Source organism: Achromobacter sp. GbtcB20, assembly GCF_019091095.1.
Taxonomy (GTDB): Bacteria; Pseudomonadota; Gammaproteobacteria; order Burkholderiales; family Burkholderiaceae_B; genus Achromobacter; species Achromobacter mucicolens.
Map to the genome: position 1 here is coordinate 34,530 of NZ_JAGXJZ010000009.1, position 11,582 is coordinate 46,111.

An 11,582-nucleotide genomic window follows, 5' to 3' on the forward strand; every position below is an offset into this window, starting at 1 on the left:
GCCGGAACCTCGTTCCGACTCGCACTGTCTATGAGGGGGGTAGCCGATAGCGCGGCCCCCCTTTTTTCATGAATTCGACCCGAACCCACTCCCGCCCCTCTCTGCGCAGCCTGCCAGGCGATCTCTTTGAACTTCTGGGTTCGATGCGTTTTGCCGTCAGCCTGCTGATGTTCATCTGCGTGGCCAGCCTGGTGGGTACGGTGCTGCAGCAGAACCGATCGTCCAACAATTACATCGACCAGTTCGGGCCGTTCTGGTTCGAGGTCTTTGACAAGTTCTCCATCTGGCACGTCTACAACAGCTGGTGGTTCCTGCTGATCATGGGCTTTCTGGTCGTATCGACCTCGGTGTGCCTGATCCGAAATGCCCCCAAGATGCTTCGCGACGCGCGATCGTTTCGCGAGCACGTGCGCGAAGGCAGCCTGCGCGCCTTTCCGCATCGCGTAGAGACCACCGAGCCCACCGGCGTGCCGCAGACGGTGACCGGCCTGAAGGCGCTGCTGGGCCGCATGGGTTACGCGGTGCGCGTGCGCGAGGCCCAGGATGGCGTTCTGCTGGCCGCCAAGAAGGGCAGTGCCAACCGGCTGGGCTATGTGTTCGCCCACGCCGCCATGGTCATCATCTGTATCGGCGGCCTGCTCGACAGCGAACTGCCGGTGCGCCTGCAGGTCATGTTCGGCGGCAAGCAACCCATCGTCGAAAACATGCTGATTTCCGAGGTGCCTGAAAGCGGGCGCCTGTCGGTCAACAACCCGAGCTTTCGCGCAAGCGTCCTGGTGCCCGAGGGCGGACAGGCCAGCACCGCGGTCGTGATGGTGGGCGATGGCGCGCTGGTGCAGCCCATGCCTTTCACGCTCAAGCTCAAGAAGTTCATCGTCGACTACTACTCCACCGGCATGCCCAGCCGCTTTGCCAGCGAAGTCGAGGTCACGGATCCGGACACGGGCAAGACCTTCGACTCGACCATCGAAGTGAACGAGCCGCTGCGCTTCAAGGGCATGACGGTGTATCAGTCGAGCTTTGACGACGGCGGCAGTACAGTCGTGCTCAAGGGGTACCCGCTGGTGGGCGTCAACGACGCGACCTTCTCGGTCGACGGCACGGTGGGCAAGACCAGCGAGCTGACGGCGCAAACGGCCAAGGGCCCGCGCAGCATGGGCATCGAGGTCACGGCCATGCGTCCGATCAACGTCGAAGACCTGACCCGCGGCGACCCCAAGGGCGCCGACCAGAGCTTTGCCGAACATGTGGCCTCGGTCGCGGGCAGCGCGGCCGGCAAGAAGAACGAAAATCTGCGCAACGTGGGGCCCAGCGTCGAATACAAGCTGATCGACGATGCGGGTCAGGCGCATGAGTTCCAGAACTACATGCTGCCCGTCGAACTGGACGGCGCGGCCGTGTTCCTGGCCGGCGTGCGCAACAACGCCGGCGAGCCCTTCCGCTATCTGCGCATCCCGGCCGACGACGACAGCTCCATCGCCGAATTCATGCGTCTGCGCGCCACGCTGGCCGATCCGGCCGCGCGCAAGGAAGCCGCCCGCCGGTTCGCCGAGCGCAACAGCCCATCGGGCGCCGATCGCCAGCCGCTGGAAACCGCGGCCGAACGTGCGCTGGACACCTTTGCCGCCGGCGGCCTGCAGGCCGTCGCGGCGTTCCTGCAAGCCAATACCCCCGCCGCCGATCTGGAGCGCGCCGCCGATGTCGTGATTCGCCTGATCGGCGCCAGCATGAACGAATTGCGCGCCATCGCGCGCGAACGCGCCGGTCAGCAGCCGGTGGCCGTCGATGGTCCGGAAGGCGAGCGCGCGGCAGTATGGTCGCGCCTGGCCGTGGCCGCGTTGTCCGACCTGACCGTCTATCCCGCACCCGTGTTCCTGTCGCTGGCCGACTTCAATCACGTGCAGGCCAGCGTCTTCCAGGTCAGCCGCACGCCGGGCAAGAACACCGTCTATCTGGGCAGCCTGTTGCTGGTCCTGGGCGTGTTTTCGATGTTCTATATCCGCGACCGCCGCGTCTGGATCTGGGTCAAACCGCAAGACGGCGGCAGCAGCGTCCTGGCGGCCATGACGTCACAGAAGCGTACACTTGACTTCAATCAAGAGTTCGAACGCTTCAAGCAGGCGCTGCTGCGCCAGAAAAAAGGGTCTTAAGGTTATTTATGTCCACCACGACCACCACGCCACCCCCGTCGCCTGAATCGCTTTGGCAGGACGCCTTGTCCGAAACCGGCGACAGCCGCGCGCAACGCGGAAAGCCCGACTGGACTGACATCGTCTTCTTTCTGCTGCTGGCGGTGGGGGCAGGTTTCGCGCTGACCCGCTACGGGCACGCGATGGACTATTACGAGAAGATCATCCTGTGCGGCACGGTGCCGGCGGTGGCCTGGCTGGGCTGGTTGTGGCGTCCACTGCGCCGTTTGATGATCGCCTGTGCGATCTCCGCGGGCTTCGCGCTGATGCTGTACGGCAACGATCTGGCTCGCGCCGAGCAGGTGTTCTTCCTGAAGTACCTGTTTTCCTCGCAGTCCGCGATCCTGTGGATGAGCGCGCTGTTTGCGCTGTCGATGGTGTGCTACTGGATCGGCCTGTTCAGCCCGACCGCCGCCTGGCTGGGCACGGCGCTGAGCTGGGGCGCGGTGTTCGCGGGTGTCACGGGCTTGCTCGTGCGCTGGCGCGAGGGCCATCTGATGGGTCCGGACCTGGGGCATATCCCGGTCAGCAACCTGTACGAAGTCTTCGTCCTGTTTTCGCTCATCACCGCGCTCTTCTACCTGTACTACGAACGTAAGTACGCCACGCGCGCGCTCGGCGGCTTCGTGATGCTGGTGGTGACCTCGGCCGTCGTGTTCCTGCTCTGGTATTCGTTCACGCGCGACGCGGGACAGATCCAGCCGCTGGTGCCTGCGCTCAAGAGCTGGTGGATGAAACTGCACGTGCCGGCCAACTTCATCGGCTACGGCACGTTCTCGCTGGCGGCGATGGTGGGCTTCGCATACCTGGTCAAGCAGCATGGCCACACGACCTCGTGGGCCAAGCTTGCGCCGCTGTTCATCCTGGGCGTGTTGCTGTGCGCCGAGCCCATGGTGTTTCGCACCGATGGGCTTTCCGCGACCTGGATGTTGTACTTCGGCGTGGGCGCCGTGATCGTGGGCGCCATCCTGCTGGGCCGCCGCCGTATTGCGGACGCGCTGCCGTCGCTGGAAGTGCTGGACGACATCATGTATCGCGCCATCGCGATCGGGTTTGCCTTCTTTACCGTCGCCACCATCCTGGGTGCGCTGTGGGCGGCCGATGCGTGGGGCGCGTATTGGCAGTGGGACCCCAAGGAAACCTGGGCGCTGATCGTCTGGCTGAACTACGCGGCATGGCTGCACATGCGCCTCATCAAGGGCCTGCGTGGCGCCATGGCGGCCTACTGGGCGCTGTTGGGCCTGCTGATCACGGGCTTTGCCTTCCTGGGCGTGAACATGTTCCTGTCGGGCCTGCACTCGTACGGCCAGCTCTAGGCCCGCGCCCACGCGGTGTACAAAAAAGGCCCCTGCATGCAGGGGCCTTCGTGTTTTACGGCGCGCTGATTCAGGGAAGCAGCGATTCGCCGCGGAGCTGATCGGCCAGCGTTTCGCGCTGGCGCACGACATAGTATTTGTCACCGTCGACCATGACCTCGGCCGGGCGGCCGCGCGAGTTGTAGTTGCTGGCCATGGTCATGCCGTAGGCGCCGGCCGATTCCACCGCCAGCACGTCGCCTTGGCGGATGGCCAGCAGGCGCTGCTTTGCCAGCCAGTCGGCGCTTTCGCAGACGGGGCCGACGATGTCGTACTCGGCGGTGTCGCCGGCGCGCGGGTGCAGGGGCTGCACGCCGTGAAAGGCCTCGTAGAGCGCCGGGCGCAGCAGGTCGTTCATGGCCGCGTCGACGATGGCGAAATTGCGGGCTTCGGCGTGCTTGATGTATTGGACGGTGGTGAGCAGCATGCCGGCATTGCCGACGAGCGAGCGTCCCGGTTCCAGGACCAGATGCAGATGCCCCTGGCCGCGCGCGTTCAGCCGCTCGAAGACGCGGTCCAGCAGGGCGCGTGGCGATGGGGGCGTTTCGTCCTGGTAGCGGATGCCCAGTCCGCCGCCCAAGTCCAGGTGTTCGATGCGGATGCCCGCCTGTTCCAGGCTTTCGATCAGGTCCAGCAGCTTTTCCAGCGCGTCGAAGTAGGGACTGATATCGGTCAGCTGCGAGCCGATATGGCAGTCCACGCCGACGATACGTAGGCCGGGCAGCGACTGCGCGGTGCGGTAGGCAGCCAGCGCCTGCCCGATGGCGATGCCGAACTTGTTTTCTTTCAGGCCGGTCGAGATATAAGGGTGTGTGCGGGCGTCCACGTCCGGATTCACGCGCAGCGATACCGGGGCGCGCACGCCCATGTTTGCCGCGACGTCCGACAGGCGATGCAGTTCGTCCACCGATTCGACGTTGAAGCACTTCACGCCGGCGAGGAGGGCGTCGCGCATTTCCCAGGCCTGCTTGCCGACGCCCGAGAACACGATTCGACATGCGTCCGCGCCCGCAGCGAGCGCGCGATGCAGTTCACCGCCCGACACGATGTCAAAGCCGGCGCCCAACCGGGCGAATTCGCCCAGCACCGCCAGGTTGGAATTGGCCTTCATCCCGTAGCAGACTAATACCGGACGCTGGCCGATGGCGCTGCAATAGGATTGCCACGCGGCTTTCAGCGCCGCGCGGGAGTAGACGTAAAGGGGCGTTCCCAACCGTTCGGCCAGATGGTCAAGCGGCACATCCTCGGCGTACAACACATTATTGCGGTACTGGAAGTAAGGATGGCCGGCCAATTCTGGCGGGGTGGGGAACGGGGGCGTCATGGGAGGGACGGGGCCGGAGGGATTTGCGCAGGCGGCGGTGTTTGCTGCGTGCGGGCCGGCGCCTTGCCTTCAGGGGGCGGGGGCATGAAGAGCGGCCCCTTGTACCCGCAGGCCGCCACGATGCCGGTCGCCAGGAGCGTGGCTACAATGCGAAGAGCCATGCGGCTGTATGCCAATTGGAACACTGGGAACTCCGTAATTCTTGCAGGCTCGATTATGACCGAAACCGAATTTCTTGCGTTGATCGACCAGGTGCTGGACAGCATCGAAAGCCAGGCCGATGACTGGGCGGCTTCGCTCGACGTCGATGTGGAAACCAGCCGCAGCGGCAATGTGCTGACCATGGTTTTCGAGGACAACACCCACGTCGTGGTGAACAGCCAGGCTGCCATGCAGGAGCTGTGGGTCGCCGCGCGCAGCGGCGGCTTTCACTACCGCTACGATGGCCAGCACTGGAACGATACCCGGGGCGGACCGCAGTTGCCGGACGCCCTGTCCCAGATCTGCTCGGCTGCCGCCGGCGTCCCCGTGACGATCCGGCTGTAAAAAAAGGCCGGCCCGATGGGCCGGCCTTTCTGCATCAGAAGGGAATCTTCTGCGACCAGGGCGTGGCGGTCTGCGTGCCCACGCCCGGCGCGACCTTGATCCGGGTGTCTTCGCCGGAGCCGCTGGTGAGGCCGTTCAGGAATTCACCCAGCGTGTCGGCTTCCGGCAGTCCCAGACGGGCCACTGCTTGTCCCGGCGGGAACTCGGAGAAGTAGAACTCGCCGTTTTCCACGAGCAGGCCGTCCGGACGCGGGCGCTGCTTTTCTTCCGGCACGCCCTTGAGCACGCTCTGCATGTAATCCACCCAGATCGGCATGGCCACGCCGCCGCCGGTTTCGCGCGAACCCAGCGACTTGGGCTGGTCAAAGCCCAGCCAGGCGGTCGCGGCCAGCGTGGGCGTATAGCCCGAGAACCAGGCGTCCACGGATTCGTTGGTCGTGCCCGTCTTGCCGGCGATGTCGCCGCGCTTGAGCAATGCACGCGCACGCGCCGCAGTGCCGTACGTGGTGACGCCGCGCAGGATGTCGTCCATGACCCAGGCGGTGCGCGGGTCGATGGCGCGGGCTGCGGCGTCGCCAGCGACAACCGGCTTGGACTGCATGATGACCTTGCCGCTGCTGTCGGTGACGCGGTCGATCAGGTAGGGCGTGACGCGGTAGCCGCCATTGGCGAACACCGAGAAGGCGCCTGCCAGCTGCAGCGGCGTGACCGAGCCGGCGCCCAGCGCCAGCGGCAGCACGGCCGGCTGGCGCGCCTTGTCAAAGCCGAAGCGGGTGAGGTAGTCCTGCGCGTACTGCGGACCGATGGCCTGCAGGATGCGGATCGACACCATGTTCTTGGACTTGTACAGGCCCTGACGCAGCGTCAGCATGGGCTCGTACTGGTTGCCGTAGTTCTTGGGGTTCCAGGCCTTGGAGCCGGTTTGCGCGGCGGTCAGCTCGAACGGCTGGTCCGAGATCTGCGTGCCCGGCGTCAGGCCGCGTTCCAGCGAGGCGGCGTAGATGAAGGGCTTGATGTTCGAGCCCGGCTGGCGCCATGCCTGCGTCACACGGTTGAAGTTGCCGCGGTAGAAATCAAAGCCGCCGACCATGGCGCGGATGGCGCCGTCCTGCGGCGACAACGCCACGAAGGCCGCCTGCACCGAAGGCATGTTGATGATTTCCCAGTTGTCGCCGAACTTGCGGATGTAGACCACGGAACCGCGCTTGATGCGCTGTTCCGGTTTGGCCTTGTCGTTCAGCGCGCGGGCCACCACGCCCAGCACCTTCTTGTCCGTGACGGTGATGATTTCACGCGAGCTGCGCGCCAGCTTCACTTCGGTGGGGCTGGCCGACAGCACCACTGCGGTCAGCAGGTCGCCGCTGTCGGAGAACTTGTCGAACACGCCATCCAGGAATTCGTCCAGCGCGGCGGGGTTGTTCTCGGTGCCCGGGGGCAGGTCGAGCTGCTCTTCCGGCCCGGGATAGGGCGCGCGGCGCGTGTATTCCAGCACGCCTTCGCGCACGGCGCGGTAGGCGGCTTCCTGGTCCTTGGACTGCACGGTCGTGTAGATGTTGATGCCGCGCGAATAGACGTTGTCCTGGTACACGTTGTAGAGCAGCTGGCGCGCCAGCTCGGCCACGTACTCGCCATGGATGGAATAGCCGCCGGCCGGCGTGCCTTCCGCGGACTTCATGACGATCGGCTGCGCCATCGCCTGCTTGTATTCCGGTTCGGTCAGGTAGCCCAGCGAATGCATGCGGCCCAGCACGTAGCGCTGGCGCAGTTCGGCGCGGGGGCGGTTGGCGATGGGATTGAAGCGCGAGGGCGCCTTCGGAATGCCGGCCAGCATGGCGGCTTCGGCCGGCGTGACTTCCGACAGCGGCTTGCCGAAATACGTGCGCGAGGCGGCCGCAAAGCCGTAGGCACGGTGGCCCAGGTAGATCTGGTTCATGTAGAGCTCGAGGATCTGGTCCTTGGTGAGCTCGGATTCAATCTTGAATGTCAGCAGCAGTTCGTAGAACTTGCGCGAGTAGGTCTTTTCGGACGACAGGTAGAAGTTACGCGCGACCTGCATCGTGATCGTGCTGGCCCCCTGCGTCTTGGACATGCTGATCAGGTTGGTCAGGCCGGCGCGCACCACGCCCATCCAGTCGATGCCGCCGTGCTGGTAGAAGCGGTCGTCCTCGGCCGCCAGCACCGCGGACTTCATGACGTCCGGGATTTCGTTAAAGCGCAGCACGTTGCGGCGTTCTTCGCCGAACTCGCCGATCAGGACGCGGTCTGCGGTGTACACGCGCAGCGGCACCCGCGGCCGGTAGTCCGTCATGGCGTTCAGGTCGGGCAGGTTGGGCCACGCGAGCGCCAGCGCCATGCCCGCGAGCAACACACCGCACAGGAACAGGCCGGCGAAAAGAATGCCGGTTTTTACGAAGAACCGCAGTATCGGGGAGCCGCTGCTGGCGGGCTTGTCTTTCTTGGAGGAATTCTGGGGCTTGCTCATCGCGGCGATTTTACGGGTATCTCCGGTCCCGCCTTATCGCGGGGGATCGGTTTCTGTAACAAAATAGGTCAGTGTGGTGCGCGGGCAACTGCGGCAAATGTGATAATGCCGGCATGAACTTTGCCGCTAACTCATGTCCGGAGGCAGCCCCGGACCCGGCGCGCGCCGACGCAGCGCCTGAAAGCCAGCCCTGCGCCGTCGAGTGCACGGGCAAGACCGTGTCGTTGCCGCACGACCTGCCGGTATTCTTGGTCGGAATGATGGGCGCGGGCAAGACAACCATAGGCCGTAGCCTGGCGCGTGCGCTGGGGCGCGACTTTATGGATCTGGATCATGAGCTCGAGGCGCGTTGCGGCGTACGGGTGCCGGTAATCTTCGAAATCGAGGGCGAAGCCGGTTTTCGTCGCCGAGAGTCCGCCGCCTTGGAAGAGTGTACCCAACGGCGCAACATAATTCTTGCCACCGGCGGCGGCGCCATTCTGGCCCCCGAAAACCGGGAGCTCTTGCGTCAGCGCGGGATTGTCGTCTATCTGAGGGCCAGCGTGGATGAATTGTTCCGCCGGACCTGCCGCGACCGTAACCGGCCCCTGTTGGCCACTGCCGATCCGCGCGGCACGCTGCGCGACCTGATGACCCGGCGCGAGCCGCTATACAAGGAAGTGGCCGACCTGGTGGTGGAAACGGGGTCCATGCCCATCCACACCCTGGTCAAGGCGCTGCTGCCGCAATTACAAGCTTTCGAGAAGCGCATATGAACGTTGTTGACGTCGACACCCCGGGTGGAAGCTATCCGATCCACATCGGACCTGGCCGCCTGGATTCCCTGGATCAATGCATTCCCGCGGATGCGACCGCGATCGCCGTGGTCACCAACCCCACGGTGGCGGCCCTGTACGGCGAGCGCGCTGAAGCGGCGCTGGCGCGCACGGGCAAGCGCGTGCTGCGCATTGAACTGCCTGACGGCGAAGCCTACAAAGACTGGCAGTCTCTTAACCTGATCTTCGACGCGCTGCTCGGCAACCGCCTGGACCGCCGGTGCGTGCTGGTTGCGCTGGGCGGCGGCGTCATCGGCGACATGACCGGCTTTGCCGCGGCCGTGTACATGCGCGGCGTGCGCTTCCTGCAGGTGCCCACGACGCTGCTGGCGCAGGTGGACTCGTCGGTGGGCGGCAAGACCGCCGTGAACCACCCGCTGGGCAAGAACATGATCGGCGCGTTCTATCAGCCGATCGCGGTGGAAATCGACACCGATGTGCTGAACACCTTGCCCGCGCGCGAGGTCTCGGCCGGCCTGGCCGAAGTCATCAAGTACGGCCTCATCCTGGATCCGGCGTTCTGGAGCTGGTGCGAGGACAACGCGCAGAAGCTACGTGCGCTGGACGGCGACGCCGTGGCCTACGCGATCCGCCGCTCGTGCGAACTGAAGGCGCAGGTGGTGGGCAAGGACGAGCGCGAATCCGGGTTGCGCGCCATCCTGAACCTGGGCCACACATTTGGCCACGCCATCGAGTCGGGTCTGGGCTACGGCGCCTGGCTGCACGGCGAGGCAGTGGGTTGCGGCATGGTGCAGGCAGCCGAGCTGTCGGCCGATGTGGCGGGCTTCGATCGCGCCGACGTGGCGCGTGTGCGTGCGCTGGTGCAGGCCATCGGGTGCCCGGTCGTCGCGCCCGACCTGGGTGCGGACCGCTGGCTGGACCTGATGCAGGTGGACAAGAAAACGGAAGGTGGCTCGATCCGCTACGTGCTCATGCCGCGCATCGGCGAGGCCGTGATGCGGCCGGCGCCGGACGATGCGGTGCGCGCCGTGCTGGCCCGAACTACCCAGTAAACGCAGTGATGGACGGTGTTGCAGATGAATGAACTGGCTTCCTATGCTTCTCACCCGTCCCGATCGCGCGGCCGGACCCACGCCGAGCCGCCGCCGGAAAACCGCACGGAGTTTCAGCGCGACCGCGATCGCATCGTGCATTCCAGCGCCTTCCGGCGTCTGGAATACAAGACGCAGGTCTTCGTCAACCATGAAGGCGACCTGTTTCGCACACGCCTGACGCATAGTCTGGAAGTGGCCCAGATCGCGCGCACGCTGGCGCGCAGCATGGGGCTGTCCGAAGACCTGACCGAAGCCATCTCGCTGGCGCATGACCTGGGCCACACGCCGTTCGGCCACGCCGGGCAGGACGAGCTCAATGCCTGCATGCGCGAACTGGCGCCGCAGGCGGGCGGCTTCGAACACAACCTGCAAAGCCTGCGCGTGGTGGACGAGCTTGAAGAACGCTATGCCGACTTCAACGGCCTGAACTTGTGCTTCGAGACGCGCGAGGGCATCCTCAAGCATTGCTCGGTCGCCCATGCACGGATGCTGGGGGAGGTCGGCGAACGGTTCCTGAACCGCACGCAGCCGTCGCTGGAGGCGCAGCTTGCCAATCTGGCCGACGAGATCGCGTACAACAACCACGACGTCGACGACGGTTTGCGCTCGGGGTTGATCACGCTGGATCAGTTGAAGGACGTGTCGATTTTCGAGCGCCACCATGCGTATGTGCTGGACCGCTATCCCGGGCTGGCGCCGCGGCGCGCGGTGGCCGAAACGATACGCCGAATGATCAACACGCTGATCGTCGATCTGACCCGCACGTCGCTGGCGCGCATCCGCGACGCGGCGCCGGCCAGCGCGGACGATGTGCGGCGCTCGCCACCGCTGGCGGGTTTCTCCGACGATATCCGCCGCGAAGCGGACACGCTGAAGAAATTCCTGTTCGACAACCTGTACCGGCACTACCGCGTGCTGCGCATGACGAGCAAGGCGCGCCGCATCGTGCGCGAGCTGTTTGCGGCCTTTCTGGACGATCCGCGCCTCTTGCCGCCCGATTACCGCCGCGAGCAGTTCAACGATCAGGCCCGCGCCATCGCCGACTACATCGCCGGCATGACCGACCGCTACGCCATCCGCGAACACAAGCGGCTGTTCGACATGGCGTAGCCGCGCCGCGGGCAAGCCCGTCGTCAGCGGTGTTTGCGGTAGGGTTCGTCCGCGTCGACGAAGGTGGCTTCGGCCAGCGCGTCCCGCGTCCACTCCTGCATGGCGGGCAGCGCCAGCACGGCATCCATGTACTCGCGCACGGGGCCTGCGGCCGCGATGCCGTAGGTCGTGAAGCGCGAGACCACCGGCGCGAAGAACGCGTCGGCAATCGAAAACGCGCCAAACAGGAAGGGGCCGCCCTGGCCGAACTGCCCACGCGTTTCCTGCCAGATGGCCTGCACGCGCGCCACGTCCGCGCGCGCCGCTTCCGGAAATTCGATGCCCGGCAAGTGGGCTTCGACGTTCATTGGCATGGCCTGGCGCAGTGCGCCAAAGCCGCTGTGCATCTGCGCGGCCAGCGAACGCGCCCGCGCGCGTGCCTTGGCGTCCTGTGGCCACAAGGCGGCCTCGGGGTGGCGCTCGGCGGCGTACTCGCAGATGGCCAGCGAATCCCACACGGCAAAGTCGCCGTCCAGCAGCACAGGCACGAGGCCTGCGGGCGACACCTGCGCCACCCGCTCTGAAAACGCCTCGGTGAACAGGCCGACCTTCTGCTCCGCGAATGCGATGCCGGCGGCGCGCAGGGCGATCCACGGACGCATGGACCAGGAAGAGTAGTTCTTGTTGCCGATGATGAGGGTGTACATGCTGGCGTTTCCTATGCAGA

General features: G+C 65.4%; 10 protein-coding genes. 6 read left to right on the forward strand and 4 right to left on the reverse strand.

What is annotated here, in order from left to right; translation table 11 throughout:
- Positions 1 to 68: 68 nt before the first annotated feature.
- Entirely contained in the window at positions 69 to 2,150 is a 2,082-nt protein-coding gene (locus KVT32_RS13700) for a cytochrome c biogenesis protein ResB (RefSeq protein ID WP_180097057.1), read from the forward strand.
- A gap of 8 nt (positions 2,151 to 2,158) precedes the next feature.
- Positions 2,159 to 3,505 carry a c-type cytochrome biogenesis protein CcsB gene (ccsB, locus tag KVT32_RS13705; RefSeq protein ID WP_056327078.1) on the forward strand — a complete coding sequence of 449 codons (1,347 nt, stop codon included), beginning with the start codon at positions 2,159 to 2,161 and terminating at the stop codon, positions 3,503 to 3,505.
- Positions 3,506 to 3,575: 70 nt separating this feature from the next.
- Here ccsB and lysA read toward each other — a convergent pair whose 3' ends face one another.
- Together lysA and KVT32_RS32610 are read right to left on the reverse strand one after the other, a co-directional pair.
- On the reverse strand, positions 3,576 to 4,868 hold the full coding sequence (gene lysA, locus KVT32_RS13710; protein WP_217618373.1) for a diaminopimelate decarboxylase: 1,293 nt from the start codon (positions 4,866 to 4,868) through the stop codon (positions 3,576 to 3,578).
- On the reverse strand, positions 4,865 to 5,134 hold the full coding sequence (locus tag KVT32_RS32610; protein WP_371825585.1) for a lipoprotein: 270 nt from the start codon (positions 5,132 to 5,134) through the stop codon (positions 4,865 to 4,867). Before KVT32_RS32610 ends, lysA begins: the two co-directional genes overlap by 4 nt.
- Between KVT32_RS32610 and cyaY the strand changes: the two genes are divergently transcribed.
- Positions 5,085 to 5,414, forward strand: a complete 330-nt coding sequence (cyaY, locus tag KVT32_RS13715; RefSeq protein ID WP_056327082.1) for an iron donor protein CyaY — start codon at positions 5,085 to 5,087, stop codon at positions 5,412 to 5,414. The two genes, KVT32_RS32610 and cyaY, sit on opposite strands and share 50 nt — an antisense overlap.
- A gap of 34 nt (positions 5,415 to 5,448) precedes the next feature.
- Here cyaY and KVT32_RS13720 read toward each other — a convergent pair whose 3' ends face one another.
- Complete coding sequence (locus tag KVT32_RS13720; RefSeq protein WP_056327085.1) at positions 5,449 to 7,896, reverse strand: penicillin-binding protein 1A; 2,448 nt, start codon at positions 7,894 to 7,896, stop codon at positions 5,449 to 5,451.
- A 113-nt stretch (positions 7,897 to 8,009) separates the two neighbouring features.
- Between KVT32_RS13720 and KVT32_RS13725 the strand changes: the two genes are divergently transcribed.
- From KVT32_RS13725 to KVT32_RS13735, 3 genes are read left to right on the forward strand one after another with little or no spacing between them, the layout of a single operon-like run.
- A complete protein-coding gene (locus tag KVT32_RS13725) occupies positions 8,010 to 8,651 on the forward strand; it encodes a shikimate kinase (RefSeq protein WP_062838805.1) in 642 nt (213 codons plus the stop codon).
- Positions 8,648 to 9,724 (forward strand): 3-dehydroquinate synthase, encoded by a 1,077-nt coding sequence (gene aroB, locus KVT32_RS13730; RefSeq protein WP_152382996.1) that lies wholly within the window; start codon positions 8,648 to 8,650, stop codon positions 9,722 to 9,724. Before KVT32_RS13725 ends, aroB begins: the two co-directional genes overlap by 4 nt.
- Before the next feature lie 24 nt (positions 9,725 to 9,748).
- Positions 9,749 to 10,876 (forward strand): deoxyguanosinetriphosphate triphosphohydrolase, encoded by a 1,128-nt coding sequence (locus tag KVT32_RS13735; RefSeq protein WP_152382995.1) that lies wholly within the window; start codon positions 9,749 to 9,751, stop codon positions 10,874 to 10,876.
- A 23-nt stretch (positions 10,877 to 10,899) separates the two neighbouring features.
- On the opposite strand, the gene KVT32_RS13740 is transcribed toward KVT32_RS13735, so the two are convergent.
- Complete coding sequence (locus KVT32_RS13740; protein ID WP_152382994.1) at positions 10,900 to 11,562, reverse strand: glutathione S-transferase family protein; 663 nt, start codon at positions 11,560 to 11,562, stop codon at positions 10,900 to 10,902.
- Positions 11,563 to 11,582: the final 20 nt, after the last annotated feature.

Excerpts from the sequence above, each read along its gene's own strand:
- KVT32_RS13740 (WP_152382994.1), bottom strand. The coding sequence starts at position 11,562 with ATGTACACCCTCATCATCGGCAACAAGAACTACTCTTCCTGGTCCATG.
- KVT32_RS13735 (WP_152382995.1), top strand. The coding sequence starts at position 9,749 with ATGAATGAACTGGCTTCCTATGCTTCTCACCCGTCCCGATCGCGCGGC.
- ccsB (WP_056327078.1), top strand. The coding sequence starts at position 2,159 with ATGTCCACCACGACCACCACGCCACCCCCGTCGCCTGAATCGCTTTGG.
- aroB (WP_152382996.1), top strand. The coding sequence starts at position 8,648 with ATGAACGTTGTTGACGTCGACACCCCGGGTGGAAGCTATCCGATCCAC.
- KVT32_RS13725 (WP_062838805.1), top strand. The coding sequence starts at position 8,010 with ATGAACTTTGCCGCTAACTCATGTCCGGAGGCAGCCCCGGACCCGGCG.
- KVT32_RS13720 (WP_056327085.1), bottom strand. The coding sequence starts at position 7,896 with ATGAGCAAGCCCCAGAATTCCTCCAAGAAAGACAAGCCCGCCAGCAGC.
- KVT32_RS13700 (WP_180097057.1), top strand. The coding sequence starts at position 69 with ATGAATTCGACCCGAACCCACTCCCGCCCCTCTCTGCGCAGCCTGCCA.
- KVT32_RS32610 (WP_371825585.1), bottom strand. The coding sequence starts at position 5,134 with ATGCTGTCCAGCACCTGGTCGATCAACGCAAGAAATTCGGTTTCGGTC.
- cyaY (WP_056327082.1), top strand. The coding sequence starts at position 5,085 with ATGACCGAAACCGAATTTCTTGCGTTGATCGACCAGGTGCTGGACAGC.
- lysA (WP_217618373.1), bottom strand. The coding sequence starts at position 4,868 with ATGACGCCCCCGTTCCCCACCCCGCCAGAATTGGCCGGCCATCCTTAC.